This window comes from Arthrobacter sp. 'calajunan' (assembly GCF_046940185.1).
In the GTDB taxonomy this organism is placed as follows: Bacteria; Actinomycetota; Actinomycetes; order Actinomycetales; family Micrococcaceae; genus Glutamicibacter; species Glutamicibacter soli.
This window is the reverse complement of sequence record NZ_JBKZDY010000008.1, coordinates 1-23,283: the sequence shown is the minus strand read 5'-3', so window position 1 is coordinate 23,283 and position 23,283 is coordinate 1. Positions and strand designations below refer to the sequence as shown.

Below are 23,283 nucleotides of genomic sequence, written 5' to 3'. Positions count from 1 at the left end.
AGTGGCGACCGAACGGTGATGTGCTCAATGTAGGACGGAAAGCGAGACAGTTCATGCCCGATCTGGATATCAGAGGAAATATCCAGAATCCTCGATCATCGCGCGAGGGGTCTACTCTGGATATTCCCTGAACCATCTGGAAGCCCGGAAATCAGCATGGAATGGTGGAGGCAAGGCCGATCTTTTCCGGCGTCCCACCCAGTGACCAGATCTCACATCGAAGCAAACGCTTCCCCATAGCCCCCGAGAAAGGAAAGAGCATGAGCGCCAACCACTTCCAAATTCTGGCCAACAGCGAGGCCTGGGTCGTGACTCTCAGCGGGAAGCACCTGGCAACTTGCCGCTCACGAGCCGAAGCCTATGACATTGCCTGCAAAAAAGCCGAGGAGCTCGGTTCGGGCGAAATCTTCGTCCATGACGCGACCGGGGAACTCGAATTCCGTGAGAACATCCATACCCCACGGCGCGAAGACCGATAACCCGGATGCTGCTCGGCTGTCTGCGCCTGGCACCGAGAAACGGCAGCTGTTCGGCATGCTCGGCACGCGCCGGAAAGGTCCGATCGCCTCCGGGCACTTTCGATGCCAGCGGAGAAATCATCCGAAATGAGGTCGCACAAGGGAAAGTACCGTCATAACGTGGGGTTATGGAGGAGCAATACCTGAACGTGGATTTCATCACCCCGGTGCTGGGCTTCGGGGTAGCCGCCGTGCTGCTCATCGGATGCGTGCCGCTGCTGCTGCACGGCTGGTACCGTCGGAAGAAGTTCGAGCAGCTGGCAGATGGCTACCAGACCTACAAGTTGCGCTCTTCCATCCGTGCCGAACTCGTCGCTGGCGGGTTGGTGCTGTCACTGATGGCGGCACTCGGCATTTTTGCGGTGCTCGGCTACACCTCATCGGCCCGGAATCTGCAGTCGAACATCGAGCAGCTCTACAATCCGGCGAAACTCGAGCTCGGCACGTTCAACGGCTCGTGGATGAGTGCGGACATCACGCTGGATGACGGCACGAGCTTCAGCAATGCGCGGGTGGACGTCCGCGCAGGCAACGAGCCATTCATCGAGGACCTCTGGTACCACTACCACCCGAAACCCCGGGGATGACGCGTTAAAAATACCAGGTCGCCGAACCTTGCGGTGCGGCGCCCTGGCATGCGGTTGCTAGCCCTTGATGACCTGCGGCTGGGCCAGGGACTTCAGGCCGTCGAGACCGAATTCCAGGCCGTAGCCGGACTGCTTCGCACCGCCGAACGGGATGCGCGGGTCGATGGTGCCGTGGGAGTTGATCCACACGGTGCCTGCCTGCAGCTGGGCGGCGACTTCCAACGCCTTGGCACGGTCCGAGCCCCAGACCGAGGCTCCCAGGCCGACCTCCAGGGCATTGGCGTGCTTGATGGCCTCGGCGCTGTCCTTGACCTTGATGATCGGCAGCGCCGGGCCGAACTGCTCCTCGGTGACCAGGCGGTTGCCGGGGTCGATGTCGGAGATCAGGGTGGTCGGGTAGAAGTAGCCGGCCGCCGAATCATCCGGGTTGGCGCCGAGCAGCACGGTGGCGCCGGAGTCCACGGCGTCCTTCACCAGGTCGGCGACGATGTCGTACTGCGCCTTGTTCTGCAGCGGGCCGAGCACGTTGTTCTCGTCCAGTCCCACGCCCATCGGCATGGCCTTGGCGACCTCGGTCAACGCGGAGCAGACCTGGTCGTAGATGGATTCCGGCACGTAGAGGCGCTTGAGGGCGGCGCAGGTCTGGCCGGTGTTGATGAAGGCGCCCCAGAACAGGTCCTGGGCGATGGCCTGCGGATCGGCGTCCTCCATGACCACGCCGGCGTCGTTGCCACCGAGCTCAAGGGTCAGGCGCTTCACGGTGTCGGCCGAGGAGCGGATGATCGCCTTGCCGGTACGGGTGGAGCCGGTGAACATGATCTTGTCGATGTCCGGGTGGGCGGAGAGCTTCTCGCCGACCTCGCGCCCGCCGGCCACCACGTGCAGCACGTCGGCCGGCAGGACCTCGTTGAGGATGTGGCCCAGGGCGATAACCGACAGCGGAGTGTATTCGCTGGGCTTCATCACCACGGTGTTGCCCATGCGCAGGGACGGGGCCAGCTGCCAGATCGAGATCATCATCGGCCAGTTCCACGGGCCGATGGCGCCGACCACGCCCAGGGCGCGGTAGTGCTTGGCGGCGTAGGTTTCACCGTCGTCGACCACGACTTCCGGGTCCACGTCGTAGGCGGTGGCGGCGCGCAGCCAGGCGGCTGCTCCCCCGACCTCGAAGCGGGCGTTCGGGCCGTTCAACGGCTTGCCCTGCTCGCGGGAGAGCAGTTCGGCCAGGGCCTCGGCGTTGGCCTCGATGTTGTCCGCGGCGGCGTTCAGCAGGCGCTTGCGCTCATCGTGCCCCAGCGCGTCCCAGGCCGGCTGGGCGGCGCGGGCCGCGGCGACGGCGGAGTCCAGGTCGGCGACGGACTTCTCCGCCACGCGGCCGACAAGCTCGCCGGTGGCCGGGTCGAGGACTTCGGTGCCGCCGGTCGCCGGCGAGATTGCCGCGAGCAGTTCCTGGGCATTTGCGTAGGCCATTGATTTGGCTCCTTTACGTGGGTGGTGTGGTTAGAGGACTGGGACTTGGTCGGCGTCGGTCTTGATGACGGCCTTGGATCGGGCCGCGGTGGTCACCAGGAATCCGATGATGCCCGGCACGATGACGATGGCCATCAGGATGTACCCCAGCATGCCCGGTTCTTCCATGCCGAGCAAAACGTCGAAGTTGATGACGATCTGGATGAAGATGAAGACCAGTGCGGCTCCGGAGAGCAGCGGGGCGATGACCCGGGTGAGCAGCGAATCGCTGGTGCGGTGCGTGGCGAAGTATCCGATGATCGCGAAGGAGGTCAGCGCCATGAGCAGCACCAGGCCGAAGGCCGCGGAATTGGTCAGCCAGGTGAACATGGTGAACACGATGAACATCGGGTCTTCGCCGGTGGAGATGACAGCGAAGACCGCGATCACGATCAGCGCCAGCATCGACTGGGCCAGCGAGCCGGCGACCGGGGCGTGGGTGCGGCGGGAGGTGCCGGCCAGGAAGGCGGGCAGTGCGCCGCCGCGGCCCATGGAGTAGAAGTAGCGGGCAACCACGTTATGGAACGCCAGCAGCGCGGCGAACAGGCTGGTGATGAACAGCAGGTTGGCCAGGTCCACGAACCAGGCCGGGCCGTGGGTGGCGAAGAAGACGAAGATCAGATCCGGGCCGAATTCGGCCGAGGCGCCGAGCACGTTCGAGGCGCCCTCGCCCACGGAGATCGCGAAGGCGGAGAAGGCGTAGAAGCAGGCGATCACGATGACTGCGATGATCGTGGCGGTGCGGGCGGTGCGCTTGGGGTCCTTGACTTCTTCGTTGTAGATGGTGCCGGATTCGAAGCCCATGAACGCGGCGATGGTGAACGCCATGACAGCGCCCATGCCGGGTGCGATCGCGTCCGAGAGGTCGAAGGCGGCACCCGGGGCCGGGGCCTCCGGGGAGATGACGAAGGCCATTACGTTGTAGATGACAACCACCAGGAACTCGGCGGCCACCACGATGCCCAGCACCTTGACCGAGAAGTCCACGCGGTTCACGCCCAGCAGGCCGATCAGCACCCAGGCCGCCAAGGCCATGACCCACCAGGGGATCTGCGTGCCCATCATGGAATTCGCGAAGGAGGAAGCGGCAAAGCCGAACATGCCGTAGATGCCGATCTGCATCAGGTTGTAGCTGACAACCGCGATCATCGCGGCGCCCACGCCGGAGGCCCGGCCCAGGCCCTGGGCGATGTAGGCATAGAACGCGCCGGCGTTGGGAATGTGGCGGCTCATGGCGGTGTAGCCGATGCTGAAGACCAACAGGATCGCGCCGACCACGAGGAATGACAGCGGCACGGACTGCATGCCGGTGACCGCATAGTTGGTGGTGACGCCGCCGGCGACGGCGGTGAGCGGTGCACTGGCCGCGATGATCATCACGACCAGGGCCGGCACGCCCAGTTTGCGTTGTTCGAGTCCCATTGGATCCCCCATTACGAGTAGGTAACTCTAGGATCCCCCGGTATGGCGTGGATCACCTTGGCATTGCGTGCAGCGCTCTTGCGCTTGGGCGCAGGTTCGCCGCCTGTGCGTTCAGGCGGCCTGCTGCTGGCGGAAGCGGCCCGGGGTGAGGCCGAATTCACGGGAGAACATGCGGCTGAAGCCCGCCGCGTCGGGGATGCCCACCTTCGCGCCAATGCGCTGCACGGAGACCTGCCCGAGCAGCGGATCGCGCAGCAGCGTGCGTGCCTGCTGCAGCCGGCGGTGCCGGATCAGCGCGGCGACGGTACGCGGTTCGTGCTCGAACAGCGCGTGCAGCGAACGCACCGAAATGAAATGCGCGGCGGCGATGCGCGCCGGGTCCAGTTCGGGTTCGTCCAGGTGCGCGTCGATGTAGGCGGTGATGCGCTGGCGCTGCGCGGCCTTGGAGTCGGCCTGGTTTTCCCCGCCCAGCGCGCCGGCCAGGGCGGTGGCAATCAGGTCAACGGTGTTGCGGGCCAGCGAGTAGCCGCCGAATTCGTCCCAGGCGGCCAGGTTGTTGCCCAGGTGGCGCAGCAGCGGGGTGACGGTGCCGGCCAGCGGGTGCTCGTCCTTCAGCGCGACAGCGGTGATCTGCCCGACCTGCTGCGGGGAGAGCCTGAACTGGTCGTGCGGCACCAGCGCAACCATGACGGAGGCAGGCTTGTCGAAGGACAGGGTGTAGGGGCGCTGGGTGTCGTAGATGGCCAGATCCCCCGGGGACAGCACGGTTTCGCGCCCGTCCTGGATGAGCAGGCCGTGCCCGTCGAGCTGGTAGGAGACCTTGTAGTAGTCCCCGTCCCCGCTGGTGCTCAGGTCCTCGGTGCGCAGCACGGCGTGCGGCTTGGCGGTGATGCGCATCAGGCCGATGTCCCCGAGCATGTTGGCCCCGAGCGTGGCGGCGAAGTGGCCGCGGGAGACCTGTTCGCTGCGCAGCTGCACGAAGGCGTCGGAGATCAGCGCCGACCATGCGGAAAACGAGTCAACATGCTGCACCTGATACATCCACGCCCCCTGTGCTCTGCGCCCGCGAATGTGCCGGGCGACACGTTCGAGGGTAGCCCACAAAGACCGAAAAGTCACGGTTTTTCTTCCTACGTAGAGGAAAGATCAGCGGGCTTCGGCCAGCCGCGACAGCCCGGCCAGATGGTGTTCGAGCTGCTCAAGCAGCGATTGCACGGTATTGGCCTGCTCGTCGAGCACGCTTCCGGCCTGGGCGCCCATCAGGAAGTTGATCAGCGCATCGCGCGCCGCCGAAGCCTCCGGGTGCCCGGCGCCCAGCAGCTGCTCCAGCCAGGCATCCAGGGCGTCGCGCCAGCCCTGCATGGTTCGGGCATTGGCCTCGGCCAGCGCCGGATCACCCAGCGCCAGGTGCCAGAAGTGCACGGCAACCCGGGCTTCGTCGCGGCGCAGCTCGTCCAGCGGCAGCACCTCGTGGGCGAAGGCCTCGATGGCCGCCAGCCCTTCCAGCGAGCCGGCGCTGCGCTCGATCCGCGCATCGGTGGACTCGGCGACGTAGGTGAAGGTGGCCGCAAGAATCGCATCCTTGGTCGGGAAATAGATTTTCAGCCCGCCGTTGGCGTAGCCCGCGGCCGCGGCCAGGTCGCGCAAATTCAGCTTCGCGATGCCCTCGCGGGCGATGAACCTCCACGTGACTTCTACGATCTCGCGACGGCGCTGGTCATGGTCGACGATTTTCGGCATGGCTTAAGCCTAGGCGAAATGACGCGTTTCACCGCAGGGCTTGCGTCGTGGGTCACAGCGCCGTATTCTCTACACCCAGAGAACAAAAATGTTGTGGATCACATCCCATCACCGAAGGGCTCCAGCATCATGACTGAAACCACCTCCGTGGACACCAACTTCACCCTGCTCGCCGAGCAGGAAATCGCCGCAGCCAAGGCGCTGCTGGTCGAGAACCGGCTGTTCACCGAGCACACCCGCATCGCCTACATGGGCCTTGAGGACCCAAGCGAGCAGAACGCCGACCGCCTGGTGCGCGTCATGCTCATGGACAAGCTGCGCAACGAACCCAAGGACGTGGTGCTGGACTTGACCCGGGGCGAGGTCGCTTCGGTCATCAACCTCGACCCGGCCGCGGTGGGGCAGCTGCCGGTGCTGGTCGAGGAATTCGAGATGGTGGAAGCCATCCTGGCCGAGGACGAGCAGTGGGCCGCCGCGCTGGCCAAGCGCGGGCTGCGCACCGACCAGGTGCGCGTCGCCCCGCTGTCCGCCGGCGTGTTCGAGTACCCGGAGGAATCCGGGCGCCGCATCCTGCGCGGCCTGGCCTTCCGCCAGGACTTCGCCGAGGACTCCGCCTGGGCGCACCCGATCGACGGCCTGGTCGTCTACATCGACACCATCGCCGCGAAGGTCGACCAGCTGCTGGACTTCGGCAATGTCGAGATCCCTGCCACCCACGGCAACTACACCGATCCCGAGCTGACCGGTCCGGCCCGCACCTCCCAGAAGCCGATCGAGATCACCCAGCCGCAGGGCGCCAGCTTCACCGTGACCGAGGGCAACCACGTCGAGTGGGAGAAGTGGTCGCTGGACATCGGCTTCGACATGCGCGAAGGCCTGGTGCTCTACAACATCGGCTTCGACGATGCGGGCGAGCGCCGCCGCATCCTTGACCGCGCGTCCATCGCCGAGATGGTGGTCCCCTACGGCGATCCGTCGCCGGTGCGCAGCTGGCAGAACTACTTCGACACCGGCGAGTACCTGGTCGGCCGCTTCGCCAACTCCCTGGAACTGGGCTGCGACTGCCTGGGCGAGATCCACTACATCTCCCCGGTGATCACCGACGCCGACGGCAACGCGCAGAGAATCACCAACGGCATCTGCATGCACGAGGAAGACGCCTCGATCCTCTCCAAGCACTCGGACGACTGGTCGGGCGTGAAGTACACCCGCCGCAACCGCCGCCTGGTGATCAGCTTCTTCACTACCGTGGGCAACTACGACTACGGCTTCTACTGGTACCTGTACCTGGACGGCACCATCGAGTTCGAGGCCAAGGCCACCGGTATCGTGTTCACCTCCGCGATGCGTGACGAGCGCTTCGCCTCGGAGATGGCCCCGGGCCTGGGTGCGCCGTTCCACCAGCACCTGTTCGGCGCCCGCCTCGACTTTTCGCTGGACGGCGGGCCGAGCCAGGTCATCGAGGAAGAAGCGGTGCGCCTGCCGATCAGCGAGGAGAACCCGCGCGGCAACGCCTTCACCCGCAGCCACACCGTGCTGGCCACCGAGAAGCAGGCGGTGCGCGACGCGAACCAGGCCGCCGGGCGCACCTGGGTGGTCACCAACCCGGAGAAGAAGAACTACCTGGGCAAGCCGGTGGGCTTCAAGCTGCTGCCCCAGGGCCTGCCAACCCTGCTGGCCGCCGAAGGCTCCTCGGTGCATCAGCGCGCGCAGTTCGCCTCCAAGGCCCTGTGGGTCACCCAGCGCAACGCCGCCCACCGCTACCCGACCGGCGACTTCGTGAACCAGAACCCGGGCGTGGACGGCATCGGCTCCTGGATCGAGGACGACAAGAGCATCGACGGCGAGAAGATCAGCCTGTGGCACACCTTCGCGCTGACCCACTTCCCGCGCACCGAGGACTGGCCGATCATGCCGGTGGACACCGTCGGCTTCAAGATCCGCCCCGAGGGCTTCTTCGACCGCTCGCCGGTGCTGGATGTCCCGGAGCCTGCCAAGCACGGCTGCTGCGCCACCACCGAAGCCGATGGCTGCTGCGGTTCTAACGGCTAGCGCCGCCCCGGCAGCACCGGCCCGGGTGCAGCTCGGGAACCGCGTGCTGGGCGCGGCCGTGCTCGGCTCGGCCGTAGTGCATCTGGCGGTACTGGCGCTCATCCCGCACGCGCCGCTGTGGACGGCGCTGTTGCTGGCCATGACCGCCTGGTGCCTTAAGTGCGCCTGGTGCGTGCTGCGCGGCGGGAACGCGCTGGAACTGCTGGGCATGTGCGCGGCCATGGGAGCGGCGCATATCGCGATGGTTGTCGGGATGCCTTGGTTCACCGGGCATCACGATGGGCACTCGGGGCACCCAGCCAGCCATGCGGTCCCGATGCTGCTGATCGCGCTCATGGAGTTCGCGCTCATGTTCGCCTCGGCGCTAGTGGTCCGCCGCCGGCATGCCGGGGCGGCCAACGCGGCGAATCTTCCGGTTCCCGCCGCGCTCAGCCGACCTTGATACCCAAGCCCCCGAGCTGTTTCATTCGAAACAGCCCGGGGGCTTTTGCCTGCCTGCAACAGGGCACATCTGAAGTCGCTAAAAGACTGGCTCGTCACAAACCGACCAGTTGGTCGGGTTTGGCTTGACACCGCTACCGCGGAACGATTGAATATGTAATGAATCACATTCTATTCGTGATCTTGACCTTGAGAAGAGGGATACCCTTGACTGCCCCTTGGCAATCTTCCGAGATCACCCGCGCTCAGTTCACCGCGAAGGCCCAAGGTCCCCTGGTCGTACCACTGGAATGCGCCACGCACCGCGCCTGAACCCGCATTCCTTCCCGACCCCATACCTTTCAGACCAAGGACCATCCATGGCTATCACCAACCCGATTTCATTCGACCGCCACGAGGCCAAGGCCTCGCGCGCGCACATCTCCGCCTCGCTGGCCGACGCCAAGCACACCAGCTACTGGCTGGACACGGACAAGCGCCCGGCGCCGAAGTCCGCGCTGCACGGCAGCGTCGACACCGACCTGCTGGTGGTCGGAGGCGGCTACACCGGCCTGTGGACTGCGCTGCAGGCCAAGGAGCGCGACCCGCAACGCGAGGTCGTGCTGCTCGAGGGCCAGCGCATCGGCTGGGCCGCCTCAGGACGCAACGGCGGCTTCTGCGAAGCCTCGCTGGTCCACGGCGAAACCAACGGCGAGAACCACCTGCCCAGGGAGAACGCGCTGCTGGCAAAGCTTGGCGCGCAGAACCTCGACGAGCTGCAGGCAACCGTCGAACGCTACACCATGGACGTTGACTTCACCCGCGACGGCGTGCTGAACGTTGCCACCGAACCCCACCAGATCGAATGGGTCACCGAGGAAGCCGGATCCGAGGGCGTCGAGGTCCTGGATGCCGCCGGTACCCGCACGCTCATCAACTCCCCCGATTTCCTGGCCGGCGCCTGGGACAAGGACAGCTCCGCGCTGGTCCACCCCGCCAAGCTGGTCTGGGAACTTGCCCGGGTTTGCACCGAGCTTGGCGTGAAGATCTACGAGCACACCCAAGTCACCGAGCTGGTCGAGGACGGCGCCACCATGCGCGCGCTGACTGCCGACGGACAGGTGACCGCGAAGCACGTCGCACTGGCCACCAACGTCTTCCCCTCGCTGCTCAAGCGCCACCGCGCCCACGTCATCCCGGTCTACGACTACGCATTGATGACCGAGCCGCTGACCGAAGAACAGCGTGCCGCCATCGGCTGGGATCCGATGGTGGGACTGGCTGACATGAACAACCGTTTCCACTACTCCCGCCCGACCATCGACGAGCAGGGCGGATTCCGCATCCTGTACGGCGGCTACGACGCGGTTTACCACTTTGGCGGCAAGGTGCGTTCCAGCTACGACACCAACCAGGAAACCTTCGAGAAGCTCGCCTCGCACTTCTTCGGCAGCTTCCCTCAGCTGCGCGAGGTGAAGTTCTCCCACGCCTGGGGCGGGGCAATCGACACCTGCTCGCGCTTCTTCTCCTTCTTCGACCTGGCCTACGGCGGCAAGGTCGCCTACTGCGCCGGCTTCACCGGGCTGGGCGTGGGCGCCACCCGCTTCGGCGGCAAGGTCATGCTGGACCTGCTCTCCGGCGCGAAGACCGAGCTGACCGAGCTGGAACTGGTGCGCACCAAGCCGATCCCGTTCCCGCCGGAGCCTGCCGCCTGGGTCGGCGTGAAGCTGATGACCAGCCACCTGGTGAAGGCCGACCGCAACGAAGGCAAGCGCTCGCCCTTCCTGAAGCTCATGGACAAGATCGGCATGGGCTTCGATTCCTGAGCCCGCCGCCAGCCACTACCTATCCAAGGAACCACCTATGACTACCTTTGAATTCACCGAGGGCCACCAGTTCATCAACGGCGCGTTCGTGCGCGGCGAAGGCCCTGCCATCACCCGCACCAGCCCTGCCACCGGCCAGAAGCTGATGGACGTGGACACCGCCACCGCCGCCCAGGTCGACCAGGCAGTGCAGGCAGCGGCCGCCGCGTTCTCCAGCTGGTCCAAGCTCACCCCGGGCGAGCGCTCCGACCACCTGCTGGCCCTGGCCCGCGAGCTGCAGGGCAAGGCCGACCTGCTGGCACAGGTGGAAACCGCGCAGACCGGCAAGACCATCCGCATGTCCACCGAATTCGATGTGCCGGGCTCGATCGACAACGTGAACTTCTTCGCCGGAGCGGCCCGCAACCTGCAGGGCCTGGCCGCCGGGGACTACGCCGGAAACACCACCTCGATGGTGCGCCGCGAGGCCATCGGCGTGATCGGCTCGATCAGCCCGTGGAACTACCCGCTGCAGATGGCCGCATGGAAGGTGCTGCCGGCGATCGCCGCGGGCAACACCATCGTGCTCAAGCCCAGCGAGCTCACCCCTGGCACCACCTTGCTGTTCGCGCAGGCCGCCAAGGACGCGGGACTGCCCGACGGCGTCATCAACGTGGTGGTCGGCGGCGGCGTGGAGGTCGGCGAGCCGCTGGTGCGCCACCGGTTGGTGAAGATGACCTCCTTCACCGGGTCCACCGCGGTGGGCCTGAAGATCATGTCCATGGCCGCCGAGAGCGGCAAGCGCGTGCATCTGGAACTGGGCGGCAAGGCGCCGTTCGTGGTTTTCGACGACGCGGATATCGAGGCAGCAGCTCACGGCGCGGTGGCCGGTTCCACCATCAACGCAGGCCAGGACTGCACCGCCGCCACTCGCGCCTACGTGCACTCCTCGGTGTTCGAGAAGTTCACCTCCTGCGTGGCCGAGCTGATGGACGCCATGGTGGTCGGGGGTCCGACCGACGAGGACACCGACATGGGCGCGCTGATCAGCGAGCAGCATGCGGCCAAGGTCGCGGCCATGGTCGAGCGCGCCGTCGCCGCCGGGGCCACCGCCCTGGCCGGAGGCGTGCGCGTTGACCGTCCGGGCAACTTCTACCGCCCGACCCTGATCACCGGGGCGGCGCAGGATTCGGAGATCGTGCAGGACGAGGTGTTCGGCCCGGTGCTGGTGGCGCTGCCGTTCGACACCGACGAGCAGGCCATCGAGCTGGCCAACGACACCCCCTACGGCCTGGCCGCCAGCGCCTGGACCAAGGACGTGAACCGCGCCATGCGCGCCAGCGCCGAGATCCAGGCCGGCTGCGTGTGGATCAACGAGCACATCATCATCGTCTCGGACATGCCGCACGGCGGCTACAAGGCCTCGGGCATGGGCAAGGACATGAGTCAGTACTCCTTCGACGAGTACACGAACGTCAAACACGTGCTGATCGCCCATGACACCGCGGCCCACCGCGAATGGCAGGACACGGTGTTCAAGCAGCGCTAGCCCGAAGCGTCAGACACTGCGCAGCAGCTGGCCCAGTTTTTCCGTCGCGCCCCCCGGTTCGGTGGTGGCGAAGAAATACTGGGCCAGCTGCTTTTGCCGTCCGGACACCCCGGAGGCCGCCAGCGCGGCCACGCGGTCGGCCAGCCCGTTGGCGTGGCCGAGCAATTGGTCCGCCGGCAGGCCCTGGCGCAGCTTGCAGTCCCGGTCCCCGGCCAGCAGCAGCGGCACATTCAGTGCCACCGCGTCGTAGGACATGGCCGAGATGTCGCAAATCGCCACGTCGGCCCAGACCAGCGACTGGCCGGCGTCCGCGGTGGGATCCAGCAGCGAGGTGTAGTTGGACTTCAATGCGGTGATGGACTTGCGGGCTTCGCCCGACACGTCACCGGTCTTGGGGTGCGGGCGGAAGCGGACCTCGAAGCGGTCGTCGGCCTGCAGTTGGGCGAGGATCCGCTCCCCCAGCGCGGTGATGGAGGAATAGGCCATGGCCTGGGAATCGCCTTCCCAGGTCGGCGCATAGAGCACCCGGATCCTGGCGCTCGGGCCGCTGGGCGTCAGCGCATCAAGCTGCGGGCGGCCGATCTGCACCAGGTGGGCGAGGTCGAAGCGCGGGATGGCCTCGCGGATGCGCTCGACCGCCGCCGGGCCGGCGACGCAGGCGTAGTCGTAGGCCTTGAGCTGGTTGGAGACCATGGAGGCCTTTTCGCTCTCGCCGTGGTTCAGGTGGATGTGCGCCGGGCCGTTGAAGCGCAGCATGGTGAAGTTGCGCTGCGAATTGTTCACGTAGCAGATGGCCTTGGTGCCCATCGCGGCCAGCTGCTTCTCGATCTGCTCCATGGAGCGGGTGAACAGCAGCGGCAGGCTGGTCGAGTCCAGCGCCTGCCGCGCGCTGAGCGCGTCCATGAGCACCACCCCGGTGCTCATCCCCTGGTCGGCCAGCCGTTCGAAGGTCTCCAGCCAGGTGTCCAGCTGGTAGATCTGGCCCGGGCCTTCAGCGAAGAACAGGACCACATCCGCCTGTTCCAGTCCACGGGAGGCTTCGGCGATCTGGGCTCGCACCGAGCGCTCGGCCAGCAGGGACTTGGCTTTTCCAGCGGCTTGATTGATTGGGGATGGAATCAACGGCATGCGTTAAGTCTACGTAAGCGCTAGCCCTTCAGCGCGGAGGCAAGGGATTCGATGTTTCCCTGCATCCATTCCAGGTAGGTCGAGCCGTCGGTGATCGTCTCGGTCAGTTCCACCACGGGCACCCCGGCGTCTTTCGCCACCGAGCTCAGGGCCTTGGTTTCGGTGCCTTCGGTCTGCACGTTGTAGACCATCACGTCCGCGCCCTTGCCGGCCAGCAGGTCCTCGGCGTTCTTGAGGGTCAGCGGGGCGATGCCCTCGCCTTCCTCGATGGCTTCGCTCAGCCCGGCGGGGGTCTTGTTGACCATGCCGGCGTCCTCCAGCAGGTGGAACGGCACCGGTTCGGTCATCAGGTAGCTCTTGCCCTCCAGCCCGGCGGCGGACAGCTCGCCGGCCAGCTGATCGATGCCGGCGTCGAATTCCCGGGCGTTGCGCGTGTAGTCGGCGGCGTTGGCGGCGTCCTGCTTGCCCAGCTCGGCGGCGAGGGCATCGGCCAGCGCGCTCATGGAGTCCAGGTCGTACCAGACATGCTCGTTGTACTCGGCGTGCTCGTGCCCGTGCTCCCCGCCCTCGTCGTGGGCGTGCTCCTCGGCTTCGTCCCCGTGGCCCTGGGCTTCCTCGGCGGCGACCGGCGAGGAGTCGACCACATGCAGCAGCGAGAGGTTGTCGCGCTGCTCCTGGGGCAGCGACTGGACCAGGGTGTCCATGAAGGAGTCGTATCCCCCGCCGTTGGCCAGCACGATGCTGGCCTGGGAGACGGCGAGCTTGTCGCGGGCCGTCGGCTCGTAGGAATGCGGGTCCTGCGCGGTGGAGGCGATGATCTCGCTGACCTCCGCATGCTCGCCGGCTACCGTCTGGGCGATTTGCGCGTAGACGTTCGTGGTGGCCACGATGCTCACACCCGAGTCTCCCGGCGCGCTCTGCGCATCGGAGGAGCATCCCGACAGCAGCAGGCCGGCGACGGGAACGAGGGCAAGTGAGGCGAGAATTGAGCGGTTTTTCACGAGGAAGCTTTCTAGTTCAGGTTCGCTATTGAGAACTATTCTACATTACTCGTGAGAATGATTCGCACTTAGCGCCGCTCGGCGGCCGCTGCCGCCCAGCGATTTGCCGTGTGCTCCCCCGGTTCCGGTGGCCTTGACCACCAGCACCGCGATGGCGGTCGTCACCGGAATCGCCAGCACCAGGCCGATGGAGCCGATCAGGATCCGGATGACTTCCTCGGCCATTTCCCCGGAGCTGAGCGTGGTGCCGAAGCCCTGGTTGCTCAGCGCGGCGATGGCCAGCACCGGCAGCGCCGCGCCGGCATAGGCGAAGGCGATGGTGTAGACCGTGGAGGCGATGTGGTCGCGCCCGATGCGCATGCCGCGCAGGAAGAGCTCGGTGGCGCTGGCCTTCGGCGCGGACTCTGCCAGCTCCCAGACCGTGGCCGACTGGGTGATGGTCACGTCGTTGAGCACACCCATGCCGCCGATCAGCACGCCGCAGATCAGCAGGCCCGGCAGCGAGATCTGCGGAGCCACGGTGGACAGCGTCATGGCGGCCTCGTCGTGCGCCCCGGTCAGCGCCGCCGCGTCGGTCAGCCACAGCGCCAGTCCGGCCGTCACCCCCAAGCCGAACAGCGTACCCAGCAGCGCGGTGGAGGTCTTGGCATTCAGCCCGTGCGCGAAATACAACGCCACGAACATGATGGCAGTCGAACCGGTCAGGCCCACCACAATCGGATTGCCGCCTTCCAGCAGCGCCGGGACCATGAACACGATCATGAAGGCGATGCCGCCGACCAGCCCGATCATGGCGCGGGCCCCGCGCCATCCTGCCACGAGCACGACCACCAGGCCGTAGGCGATCGCCAGCAGGGCCATCGGGAAGGTGCGCACGAAGTCAACGAACACGAAATCCGTCCCGGAGTTGGAGCCCACCTTGGACAGGTCCAGGTAGCGCAGCGAATCCCCCGCCCGCGCTTCGCGCGACTGCAGCGTCTCCTGCGGGATCTCCAGCTGGATCTCGGCGCCGCCGTCATCGGGCATCACGTAGGTGACGGTGCATTCGAGCACCTTGCCGCCCACGTCCTCCAGGCCCTGCGAAGACGGGCATTCCTGGAATACCGAACGGGTCACGGTGCCGGTGGCCATCACCGCGCCGCCGGTGGTGTCAGTGGATCCCGACAGGGCGAACTTGTCGTAGTTCCCCTGCGGCCACAGCGCGATGACCATGACCAGCGCCAGGGCGCCGACCGGTGCGAGCAGGGCCCAGAGGATGATCGAGGCACGGCGGCGCCGCTTGGGGTCCTGCAGGATGGGTTCGTCGTGATGGTGGTGGCCCACGGGTGCGTTCTCCGCATCGCTCGAGTCGAAGTTGTCGTCCCCAAGTCTAATCAGCCAGTGGCAAGCCCGGATGCCTGCCCCTTCGGAATGAGCGCAGAGATCCTCCGGAAGGTTCATGCGTTTGGGTGGGCCTCACCGGGAGAATGGAAGCATGAGCATGACATCAAATGCGGGGCTTCCGGCCCCGACGGAAAACGTTGATGAACCGCGCTACGAGTTCCACAGGCTCCTGCGGCGCGACGAGAACTACCGCTGGTGGCGTCCGCTGGCGCTGCTGGGCACTGCCTCCGGATTCTTCGCGGTGCTCTCCATCGTGGTTGGCGTCATCGCCTTCGTGATGATGATGTCCAATCCGGCGTTCTGGAGCGGCGACACCGCGGCGCTGGAGCAGCTCACGGTGATGAACATGGCCGACCCGATGATGTTCTCCATCGTGATGATCTCGCTGATCGTGATGATCCCCTCGGTGTGGTTCGCCTACCTGCTGCTCGGAGCCAAGCCGGTCTGCCTGCTGGTCTCGGTCGCCGGGAAGATCCGCTGGGGCTGGATGGGCACCGCGTTCGCGGTCAGCGGCATCGTGTACGCCGCCTACTTCGCGCTGACGTTCATCCTGGACGCCTTGGATGCGGGCGGCGGCGTCGAGGTGCCTGCCAGCAGCATCCCGCCGAGCCCCTTGTTCTACGCCCTGCTGGTCATCCTGCTCACCCCGCTGCAGTGCGCAGCCGAGGAACTTGTTTTCCGCGGGGCGTTCATGCAGGTCATCGGCAGCTGGCTCAAGCACCCGCTCTTCGCGATCCTGCTGCCGGTGCCGCTGTTCACCGCCGGGCACCTGTACGACGTCTACGGCCTGCTGGACGTGGCGATCTTCGCCATCGCCGCCGGCTACCTGACCTGGCGCACCGGCGGCTTGGAAGCCGCGATCGCGATCCACGTCGTGAACAACACCTCGCTGTTCCTGCTCGGTTCGGTCGGCCTGGTGGACCTGAACGCCAAGGGCTCGGACCTGGTTTCGCTGCTCATCTCCGGCGCGATGACCGCAATCCTGACGGTTCTGCTGGTCAAGCTCGCGCAGAAGAAGGACATCCAGCGCAGCGTCGGGCCGGCGCCGCGCCGCCGCGCCGAGCAGCACCTGCTGCAGCCGTGGCCCATCGCCTACCCGATGGGCCCGCAGCAGCAGGCCTACTGGGCGCCGCAGGAGAACGGGAACTTCGCCGGACAGCACCAGCCCGGGCCGGACGGATTCCCGCAGACGCCGATGGAACCGGGGCAGCCCGGAGCGCAGGGGCCGGACGGACCAGCCGGACAGGAACCGGACCGGAACTACCGGTAGCCGCCCCGCATGCGCGACGGCAGGCATAGGCAAGCGTGGGATCGCCGAGGCGTTCCCACGCTTGGTTGGTTAAGTGCGGTTGGTTCCTAGGACTTGGCCCACCGAAGCAGCGCGGCGATGCCGGCACCGTCGGGCATGGCCATGTCCGGGACGTAGCGGATCGTTGCGTCGGTCAGGGCAGTGGCCCGCAGCAGGACTTCCGGGGCCGGCCATTCGCCGACTACCAGGTCTGCGTGATCATCTCCTTCTTGGTGTGCGACCCATGGTTCGGCGCTCAGCGCGCGCAGGGTGTGCTCGTCCTGGTATTGGCCGACCAGCACCACTTCGGCCTGGGCCGACTGCAGCGCGGTGACGACTTCGTCAAGCCCCACGGCCAGCAGCGACCTCCCGTTGCCTGCCTGCGCCGTGACCTTGGCCTCCAGGTCCGCGACGGCCGCCGATTTCACCTCGTCCACGAGTTTCGAAATATGCTGCTGCACCTGCTTGGTATCCGCGCCGCCGGTGCGCGTGTGGGCGTCGATGACTTCCACATAGTCCTGCAGGTTGGCCGGCAGCGCGCTGGCGACCGCTTCGCGGGCCTTGATGTCCCCGGAGAGGACGATCAGCCGTACGTAGTTGTCGCGGCACATGTCCTCAATCAGCTCGGCGACTTCCTCCGTGTTCCGCCGAATCATTTCATCCGCAGCGGCCTGGGCCTTGGGCTGGTCGTATTCCCCGGGCACCTTGCGCGCGTGGCGGACTTCCTCCGGTGCGCCGACGATGCCGCGGCTGGCGATGCGTTCGGGTGAAGTGGTGTTGTAGAGATGGACTTCTCCGCCGTCGCGTCCGACCTCTGCCACGAGGTAGGAGAACGAGCCGCCGCGGGATCGCGCCAGCGCAGTGAAGTTCGGGAACGGTCCGACGTCGACCGACGGCGATTCAACCTTCAGCCCGGGGAGCAGTTCGTTCAACAGCACCTCGCCGTCATGCACTGCGATGAAACGGGCTACCGGTGCGCGCATTCCCTGCGCTGGCTCAAGTGCACCGGTGACGGCGCTGATATCCCCAGCGCTTGCCTGCTGGCTTTTGAGTAGCTTCGCCACCTTGTCGGGAAGATTATCTGCTGCCTCTTGGGCGGATGTGTTTCCCAGCGAAGCATCGACCAGTGCGGTGCTCCACGGGCCGGGCTTTCGGTAGAGCGAAGCGTCGATTCCATTAGAATCCGCGCGTAGTGCCATGCTGACTCCCTTCCGCACGCGACTCTCGCCGCGATGCGACTTGATCCGTGGCACTAACCTAACATCACTATTCAGATGCAGGAAGAGGTAAGCGCAAAGTAAGCCGCGGATCCGCGCAAATGAGCATGGCCCCCTGAATCTACCAGCGGCCGCGCCAGTACTGCGCCGGGGATGCCGTGGCCGCGCCCAGCTTCTTGGCAGCCCGGTTAGGCCACTGCGGGTCGCCCAGGGCGGCGCGTCCCACGCTCACGCCGTCGGCCTGGCCGGTCACCAGGATCTGCTCGGCCTGCACTGGATCGGTGATCCCGCCGACGGCCGTGACGAACGCGTCCTCGGGCAGCGCCTGCTTGACAGCTTGGGCCAGCGGCACCTGGTATCCCGGTCCGCTGGGACCGCGGAAGGGCCCGATCCCCGCGCTGGACAGGTCGAAGGCCCGCACGCCCGCCGCGTAGAGTTCCGTGGCCAGCCGCACCGTGTCATCGATGCGCCAGCCGCCCTCGACCCAGTCGTCTCCGGAGAACCTGATGCCCAGGGCCTTCTCCTGCGGCCACACGGCTGCGACTGCCTGCACGATCTCACGCAGGTAGCGGGTGCGGTTCTCCCAGCTGCCGCCGTATTGGTCGGTGCGCTGGTTCACCAGCGGGGAGAGGAACTGGTGGATCAGGTAGCCATGCGCTGCATGGATCTGGATCAGGTCGAATCCAGCTTGGTCCGCGCGCTTCGCGGCCTCGGCCCAGTCCTGCACCGAGTCGGCGATCTGCTGCCCGGACATCTGGGCTGCCGGAGCCAGTCCGTGCAGGTCGCTCGGGGTCGAGGTCAGGGTCTGCCAGCCGCCGTCCTCCGGGGCGAGGCTTCCGGTCTTCCCGGCGTCCTCGTATTCCTTGAGCCAGCCGTAGGTTGAGGCCTTGGCTCCGGCGTGGGCCAGCTGCACGCCGGCGGCGGCCCCCTGGGAATGGATGAACTCGGTGACCGGCTTCCAGGCTTCGGCCTGCTGCTCGTTCCACAAACCGACGTCCAAGTCGGAGATCCTGCCTTCGGGCGCCACCGCCGTGGCCTCGGCGATGACCAGCCCGAATCCGCCCTGGGCGTGGGCGCCCAGATGGACCAGCTGCCAGGCGGTCGGGATCCCGTCGCGCTGCTCGATGGAGTACTGGCACATCGGCGGCAGCACCGCGCGGTTGCGCAGCGCCAGGCCTTCTCCGGCGCGGGTAGGGATGGTCGTGGGAGCGAAGAGTTTACTTTGAGGCATGCTAGGTATGACGTTCCGGCCCGGCCGCTTATTCCGCCGCCGAGATGCGGCGTAACATTTCGCCCCGGCGCGGGCCGGAGCCTCAGCCCAGGACCAGCACCGCGATGCTCAGGTAGACAACCAGCCCCGCGGCGTCGACGAAGGTCGAGATGAACGGGTTGGAGAACACCGCCGGATCGGCCTTGATCGACTTGCCGATGATCGGCATGATGCCGCCGACCCCTGCCGCCACGGTGCACAGCACCATCAGGGTCAGACCAATCACCCAGGCGACCTGTTCATCAAAGATCACCCGCGTCAGCAGGAAGCCAAGCAGCCCGAGGCTGAGCCCCAGCACGAAGCCCACGCGGACCTCGCGCAGCAGCACGCGGCCGATGTCGGAGATCCGCACCTCCCCCATGGCCAGGGCGCGGGTGACGGTGGTCGCCGCCTGGTTGCCGGTGTTGCCGCCGATACCCACGATCAGCGGAATGAACAGGCTGAGCACCACCATGGATTCGAGGGTTTCTTCGAAGCTGGAAAGCACCTGCACGGTCAGCGTGGCGCCGATGGCCAGCACAAGCAGCCAGAGGATGCGCGAGCGGACCATGCCGCCGATCGGGGTGCTCAGGTACGGCCGGTTCAGCGGTTCGGAACCGGCGGTGCGTGCGGTCCGCGCCTCGTCGGCGTCGTCCAGGATCTCCAGCGCCTGAGCCCAGCTCAGGACCCCGACCAGCTTTTCTTCCTGGTCGAGCACCGCGCCGATTTCGAGCTGGCGGTTGACCACGCGGCGCGCGGTCTGCACCGCGGGATCCGCGACCGTCGCGGTGAACATCGGGGTGAGCAGGTCCCCGACGAGGCACTGCGGATCAGCGGCGATGAGCTGGCTGAGCTCCACTCCGCCGAGCAGGCGGCGCTCGTGGTCCACCACGAGCACTAGGTTTGCGCTGGTGCGCTCGGCCAACTGCTGGCGGACGCGCTCAAGGGTCTGCTCTGCGGTCAACTCCGGGTAGGTCTTGATGTAGCGCGTCGAAACGAAGCGTCCCGTGGAGGCCGCGGAGTAGCCCAGGAGCACGCGGGTTTCTTCGCGGGTCGTGGAGTCCAGTGCCTGCAGCAGGCTGGAAGCCACCGTGGCAGGAAGCTCGTCGAGCAGCGCCGCCCGCTCGGTGGCTCCGATACCGGCCAGCGTCTGGGCAACCGCGTCCTGCTGGAGGCCCTTGATGAGGTCGGCCTGCAGCGGGGCGTCGAGCTTTTCGAACACCCTCAACGCCCGCGGCTTGTCCAGCAGGCGGAAGGCGATGGCGGCTTCGGAGAGGCTGAGCGTGTCCAGGTGTTCGATGATTTCCGCCGGTTCCAGCCGGCGAAGCTGCGCGGCCAATGCGCCGAGCTCCTCCGCTTTCAAGGCTGCGTGCAGTTCCCGAGAATTAGTTGAGAAGTCTACTTTTGGAGTGGTGTACATGGCAAGTCGTCCAAACGTGTTGTTTGGCGCGGAAACATCAGCATTCTGCCCCGTAAGCCGAAGGCCGGAAGCATCAAAAAAGAGGAGATAAATCTCCTGATTTGGCTGGTGTTCTGCGCACGTGAATGAGAGCCGGTCGCGAACTCGCAGACGTGCACGCAGGGAAGCCGAAAGAGGCTTGGGCGCTACGAATCGTCCCGGAGAGATCGCGTGAACATAGATCGGCTAGGGCCGTCGTCCATGTGATCACCTCCTTGCGGACAGGGTGGCGCGTGGGCCACCGTCTATCTCCAGTTCTATCATCCTTGCCTGCTGATGTCCCGCCATGGTGCCTGAGCTCATAGGGTCCGGAAGCCCGGCAGGGCGGAGCTTCGATGAAGCTCCGCCCTGCCGGCGCATGGTGCACGATTGTCAGTGCGTCAGCATTCGACGACGTTGACGGCCAGTCCGCCCATCGCGGTTTCCTTGTACTTGTCGCTCATGTCCTTGCCGGTTTCCCGCATGGTGATGATGACTTCGTCGAGGGTGACGTGGTGTTCGCCGTCGCCCATCAGCGCCATCTTCGCGGCGTTCACTGCCTTGGAAGCGGCGATCGCGTTGCGTTCGATGCATGGGATCTGCACCAGTCCTCCGATAGGGTCGCAGGTCAGTCCGAGATTGTGTTCCATGGCGATCTCCGCGGCGTTCTCCACCTGTGCAGGGGTTCCGCCCAGGATTTCGGCCAGCCCGCCGGCGGCCATGGAGGAGGCCGAACCGACTTCGCCCTGGCATCCGACCTCGGCGCCGGAGATCGAGGCCTGTTCCTTGTAGAGCACGCCGACCGCGCCGGCGGTGAGCAGGAAGTTCACGACGGCGTCGTGCTTTTCTTCCGCGTTCCAGTACTTGGCCCCCGGGGCGTAGTGGGTTGCGTAGAACAGGACGGCGGGGATGATGCCGGCGGCGCCGTTGGTCGGGGCGGTCACCACCCGGCCGCCCGAAGCGTTTTCCTCGTTGACGGCCAGGGCCACGAGGTTGATCCACTCCTGCCAGAACACCGGATCGCGGTCCTTGTCTTCCTTGCGCAGGCGCTTGTGCCATTCAGGCGCGCGTCGGCGGACCTTCAGGCCGCCGGGCAGCACGCCGGTTCGCTCGAGGGCGGAGTTCTTGCACTCCTCCATGACCTCGTAGATGTGGATCAGGCCGGAGCGGATTTCTTCGCGGGTGCGGTAGGTTTCCTCGTTGGCCATCATGATTTCAGCGATCGACTTGCCCGTTTCGCGGCAGTGCTCCAGCAGCTTGGACGCGGTGGTGAACGGATAGGGCTGCTGCTTGAGCTTCTTTTCCAGGCTCTTTTCGATGCGTTCCTCGGCGCCTTCACGCACAATGAAGCCGCCTCCGACGGAGAAGAAGGTCTCATTGGACAGTTCGGCGCCCTGGGCGTCGAAGGCGATGAACTTCACGCCATTGGTATGGCGGGGCAGCACGGTCAGCGGGTGCTGGATCATGTCCTCGACCCGGTAGTCCAGGTCCTTGCGGTGCCCCAGCTGCTCGGCCAGGCGCAGCACGCCGCTGGCGTCCATGTCCGCCAGGCGGGAATCAACCTGGGTCGGCAGGATGCTTTCCGGCTCGAAGCCTTCCAGCCCCAGCATGATGGCGGTGAAGGTTCCGTGCCCGCGGCCGGTGGCGGCCAGCGAACCGTAGACGTCAACGCGGATGCTCTCCACCGCGGGGAGCTCCCCCTCGCGCACCAGATGCGCAATGAAAGCGTGGGCCGCACGCATTGGTCCCACGGTGTGGCTGGACGATGGTCCGATGCCTACCGAGAAGAGATCGAATACGCTTACCGCCATAGCGGATCACATCCTTAGATCTTGGGATCCGGGTGAAACCCGGATCGGCTTGTCTGTCATGCAGGGTTCTTCCCCCTGCCGTCCTTCTTGTGCCGCGTATTTTCGGCAGTAGAGAGACTGAGGGCCCGAAAAGCGCTTTTTCGCCGCTTTCCGGGCCCTCATCTTCGTTTGAAGATGCTACTCGGAAACCTTGGCCAGCTCCGGGTACAGTGGGTGGGCTGCGGCCAGCTCCAGAACCCGGGCCTTCAACTCCGGCAACACCCCGGTGTTGCCCTCGGCCCCGGCAATCAGGGTCTGCGCAATGATCTCCGCAACCTCGGCAAACGCCTCCTCGGAGAACCCTCGGGTCGCCAACGCCGGGGTGCCAATCCGCAACCCGCTGGTAGTCATCGGCGGACGCGGGTCGAACGGCACCGAATTGCGGTTCACCGTGATCTCCACCTGCGCCAGCAGATCCTCGGCCTGCTGCCCATCCAGCTCGCTGTGGCGCAGGTCCACCAGCACCAGGTGCACATCCGTGCCGCCGGTCAACACGCTGATGCCCTTGGCGGCCACATCGGCCTGGGTCAACCGCTCGGCCAGGATCCGCGAACCGGCCAAGGTGCGGTGCTGGCGCTCCTTGAACTCCGGCGACGCGGCGATCTTGAACGCCACCGCCTTGCCCGCGATCACATGCTCCAGCGGGCCACCCTGCTGGCCAGGGAACACCGCCGAGTTCAGCTTCTTGGCGATCTCCGCATCATTCGACAGGATGATACCGCCGCGAGGGCCTGCCAGGGTCTTGTGCGTGGTCGAGGTGACCACATGCGCATGCGGCACCGGCGACGGGTGCAGCCCGGTCGCGACCAGGCCGGCGAAATGCGCCATGTCCACGAACAGGTACGCACCGACCTTGTCCGCGATTTCGCGGAAGCGGACGAAGTCCAACTGGCGAGGGTAGGCCGACCAGCCGGCCACGATCATCTTCGGCTGGTGCTCGATGGCCAGGCGCTCGACCTCGTCCATGTCCACCAGGTTCGTCTCCTCGTCCACGCCGTACGGGACGATGTTGAACAGGCGGCCGGAGAAGTTGATCTTCATGCCGTGGGTCAAATGCCCGCCGTGGGCCAGGTTCAAGCCCAGCACGGTATCGCCCGGACGCACCAGCGCGTGGTAAACCGACGCGT

At 66.1% G+C, this 23,283-nt stretch carries 19 protein-coding genes; 7 read left to right on the top strand and 12 right to left on the bottom strand.

Annotated features, from left to right (window positions below; genetic code table 11):
- Nucleotides 1–260 precede the first annotated feature (260 nt).
- The gene (locus RF641_RS12955; protein ID WP_053798661.1) at nucleotides 261–479 is read left to right on the top strand and encodes a DUF2188 domain-containing protein; all 219 of its coding nucleotides are present in this window, start codon (nucleotides 261–263) and stop codon (nucleotides 477–479) included.
- A 167-nt stretch (nucleotides 480–646) separates the two neighbouring features.
- Nucleotides 647–1,105 (top strand): hypothetical protein, encoded by a 459-nt coding sequence (locus RF641_RS12950; RefSeq protein ID WP_424573352.1) that lies wholly within the window; start codon nucleotides 647–649, stop codon nucleotides 1,103–1,105.
- 57 nt (nucleotides 1,106–1,162) lie between these two features.
- Here the strand turns inward: RF641_RS12950 and RF641_RS12945 are convergent, their stop codons facing one another.
- The 4 genes from RF641_RS12945 to RF641_RS12930 form a co-directional block, all read right to left on the bottom strand.
- On the bottom strand, nucleotides 1,163–2,575 hold the full coding sequence (locus tag RF641_RS12945) for an aldehyde dehydrogenase family protein (RefSeq protein ID WP_053798663.1): 1,413 nt from the start codon (nucleotides 2,573–2,575) through the stop codon (nucleotides 1,163–1,165).
- A 30-nt stretch (nucleotides 2,576–2,605) separates the two neighbouring features.
- On the bottom strand, nucleotides 2,606–4,036 hold the full coding sequence (locus RF641_RS12940) for an APC family permease (RefSeq protein ID WP_424573351.1): 1,431 nt from the start codon (nucleotides 4,034–4,036) through the stop codon (nucleotides 2,606–2,608).
- A gap of 111 nt (nucleotides 4,037–4,147) precedes the next feature.
- Nucleotides 4,148–5,077: a helix-turn-helix domain-containing protein gene (locus RF641_RS12935; RefSeq protein WP_424573350.1), complete on the bottom strand. Its 930-nt coding sequence runs from the start codon at nucleotides 5,075–5,077 to the stop codon at nucleotides 4,148–4,150.
- Between the two features lie 105 nt (nucleotides 5,078–5,182).
- Nucleotides 5,183–5,776, bottom strand: coding sequence for a TetR/AcrR family transcriptional regulator (locus RF641_RS12930; RefSeq protein WP_047119935.1), 594 nt, complete (start codon nucleotides 5,774–5,776; stop codon nucleotides 5,183–5,185).
- A 129-nt stretch (nucleotides 5,777–5,905) separates the two neighbouring features.
- Here RF641_RS12930 and RF641_RS12925 point away from each other — a divergent pair, with 129 nt between their 5' ends.
- The 4 genes from RF641_RS12925 (at nucleotide 5,906) to RF641_RS12910 (ending at nucleotide 11,602) form a co-directional block, all read left to right on the top strand.
- Nucleotides 5,906–7,828, top strand: a complete 1,923-nt coding sequence (locus RF641_RS12925; protein WP_424573349.1) for a primary-amine oxidase — start codon at nucleotides 5,906–5,908, stop codon at nucleotides 7,826–7,828.
- Nucleotides 7,803–8,270: a hypothetical protein gene (locus tag RF641_RS12920; protein ID WP_424573348.1), complete on the top strand. Its 468-nt coding sequence runs from the start codon at nucleotides 7,803–7,805 to the stop codon at nucleotides 8,268–8,270. The genes RF641_RS12925 and RF641_RS12920 overlap by 26 nt, the downstream gene beginning before the upstream one ends.
- Before the next feature lie 358 nt (nucleotides 8,271–8,628).
- Nucleotides 8,629–10,074 carry an NAD(P)/FAD-dependent oxidoreductase gene (locus tag RF641_RS12915; protein WP_047119938.1) on the top strand — a complete coding sequence of 482 codons (1,446 nt, stop codon included), beginning with the start codon at nucleotides 8,629–8,631 and terminating at the stop codon, nucleotides 10,072–10,074.
- Between the two features lie 37 nt (nucleotides 10,075–10,111).
- Nucleotides 10,112–11,602 carry an aminobutyraldehyde dehydrogenase gene (locus RF641_RS12910; protein ID WP_424573347.1) on the top strand — a complete coding sequence of 497 codons (1,491 nt, stop codon included), beginning with the start codon at nucleotides 10,112–10,114 and terminating at the stop codon, nucleotides 11,600–11,602.
- Nucleotides 11,603–11,611: 9 nt separating this feature from the next.
- Here RF641_RS12910 and RF641_RS12905 read toward each other — a convergent pair whose 3' ends face one another.
- The 3 genes from RF641_RS12905 to RF641_RS12895 are packed head-to-tail and all read right to left on the bottom strand — an operon-like array spanning nucleotide 11,612 to nucleotide 15,054.
- Complete coding sequence (locus RF641_RS12905; protein ID WP_052772472.1) at nucleotides 11,612–12,730, bottom strand: CDP-glycerol glycerophosphotransferase family protein; 1,119 nt, start codon at nucleotides 12,728–12,730, stop codon at nucleotides 11,612–11,614.
- A gap of 20 nt (nucleotides 12,731–12,750) precedes the next feature.
- The gene (locus RF641_RS12900; protein ID WP_053798669.1) at nucleotides 12,751–13,731 is read right to left on the bottom strand and encodes a metal ABC transporter solute-binding protein, Zn/Mn family; all 981 of its coding nucleotides are present in this window, start codon (nucleotides 13,729–13,731) and stop codon (nucleotides 12,751–12,753) included.
- 45 nt (nucleotides 13,732–13,776) lie between these two features.
- Entirely contained in the window at nucleotides 13,777–15,054 is a 1,278-nt protein-coding gene (locus RF641_RS12895) for a YibE/F family protein (protein WP_424573346.1), read from the bottom strand.
- A 151-nt stretch (nucleotides 15,055–15,205) separates the two neighbouring features.
- Here RF641_RS12895 and RF641_RS12890 point away from each other — a divergent pair, with 151 nt between their 5' ends.
- Nucleotides 15,206–16,384 carry a CPBP family glutamic-type intramembrane protease gene (locus tag RF641_RS12890; protein ID WP_181728125.1) on the top strand — a complete coding sequence of 393 codons (1,179 nt, stop codon included), beginning with the start codon at nucleotides 15,206–15,208 and terminating at the stop codon, nucleotides 16,382–16,384.
- An 86-nt stretch (nucleotides 16,385–16,470) separates the two neighbouring features.
- Here the strand turns inward: RF641_RS12890 and RF641_RS12885 are convergent, their stop codons facing one another.
- The 5 genes from RF641_RS12885 to glyA form a co-directional block, all read right to left on the bottom strand.
- Entirely contained in the window at nucleotides 16,471–17,601 is a 1,131-nt protein-coding gene (locus RF641_RS12885) for a baeRF2 domain-containing protein (protein ID WP_047119942.1), read from the bottom strand.
- 139 nt (nucleotides 17,602–17,740) lie between these two features.
- Nucleotides 17,741–18,850, bottom strand: a complete 1,110-nt coding sequence (locus tag RF641_RS12880; protein WP_113607540.1) for an NADH:flavin oxidoreductase/NADH oxidase — start codon at nucleotides 18,848–18,850, stop codon at nucleotides 17,741–17,743.
- Nucleotides 18,851–18,932: 82 nt separating this feature from the next.
- Entirely contained in the window at nucleotides 18,933–20,288 is a 1,356-nt protein-coding gene (gene mgtE, locus RF641_RS12875) for a magnesium transporter (RefSeq protein ID WP_424573345.1), read from the bottom strand.
- A gap of 419 nt (nucleotides 20,289–20,707) precedes the next feature.
- Nucleotides 20,708–22,117 carry an L-serine ammonia-lyase gene (locus RF641_RS12870; protein ID WP_424573344.1) on the bottom strand — a complete coding sequence of 470 codons (1,410 nt, stop codon included), beginning with the start codon at nucleotides 22,115–22,117 and terminating at the stop codon, nucleotides 20,708–20,710.
- A 177-nt stretch (nucleotides 22,118–22,294) separates the two neighbouring features.
- On the bottom strand, nucleotides 22,295–23,283 hold a 989-nt coding region (gene glyA, locus RF641_RS12865; RefSeq protein WP_424573343.1), incomplete at its 5' end, for a serine hydroxymethyltransferase.

Coding starts and splice junctions, on each gene's coding strand:
- RF641_RS12955 (WP_053798661.1), top strand. CDS start 261: ATGAGCGCCAACCACTTCCAAATTCTGGCCAACAGCGAGGCCTGGGTC.
- RF641_RS12950 (WP_424573352.1), top strand. CDS start 647: ATGGAGGAGCAATACCTGAACGTGGATTTCATCACCCCGGTGCTGGGC.
- RF641_RS12945 (WP_053798663.1), bottom strand. CDS start 2,575: ATGGCCTACGCAAATGCCCAGGAACTGCTCGCGGCAATCTCGCCGGCG.
- RF641_RS12940 (WP_424573351.1), bottom strand. CDS start 4,036: ATGGGACTCGAACAACGCAAACTGGGCGTGCCGGCCCTGGTCGTGATG.
- RF641_RS12935 (WP_424573350.1), bottom strand. CDS start 5,077: ATGTATCAGGTGCAGCATGTTGACTCGTTTTCCGCATGGTCGGCGCTG.
- RF641_RS12930 (WP_047119935.1), bottom strand. CDS start 5,776: ATGCCGAAAATCGTCGACCATGACCAGCGCCGTCGCGAGATCGTAGAA.
- RF641_RS12925 (WP_424573349.1), top strand. CDS start 5,906: ATGACTGAAACCACCTCCGTGGACACCAACTTCACCCTGCTCGCCGAG.
- RF641_RS12920 (WP_424573348.1), top strand. CDS start 7,803: ATGGCTGCTGCGGTTCTAACGGCTAGCGCCGCCCCGGCAGCACCGGCC.
- RF641_RS12915 (WP_047119938.1), top strand. CDS start 8,629: ATGGCTATCACCAACCCGATTTCATTCGACCGCCACGAGGCCAAGGCC.
- RF641_RS12910 (WP_424573347.1), top strand. CDS start 10,112: ATGACTACCTTTGAATTCACCGAGGGCCACCAGTTCATCAACGGCGCG.
- RF641_RS12905 (WP_052772472.1), bottom strand. CDS start 12,730: ATGCCGTTGATTCCATCCCCAATCAATCAAGCCGCTGGAAAAGCCAAG.
- RF641_RS12890 (WP_181728125.1), top strand. CDS start 15,206: ATGAGCATGACATCAAATGCGGGGCTTCCGGCCCCGACGGAAAACGTT.
- RF641_RS12885 (WP_047119942.1), bottom strand. CDS start 17,601: ATGGCACTACGCGCGGATTCTAATGGAATCGACGCTTCGCTCTACCGA.
- RF641_RS12880 (WP_113607540.1), bottom strand. CDS start 18,850: ATGCCTCAAAGTAAACTCTTCGCTCCCACGACCATCCCTACCCGCGCC.
- mgtE (WP_424573345.1), bottom strand. CDS start 20,288: ATGTACACCACTCCAAAAGTAGACTTCTCAACTAATTCTCGGGAACTG.
- RF641_RS12870 (WP_424573344.1), bottom strand. CDS start 22,117: ATGGCGGTAAGCGTATTCGATCTCTTCTCGGTAGGCATCGGACCATCG.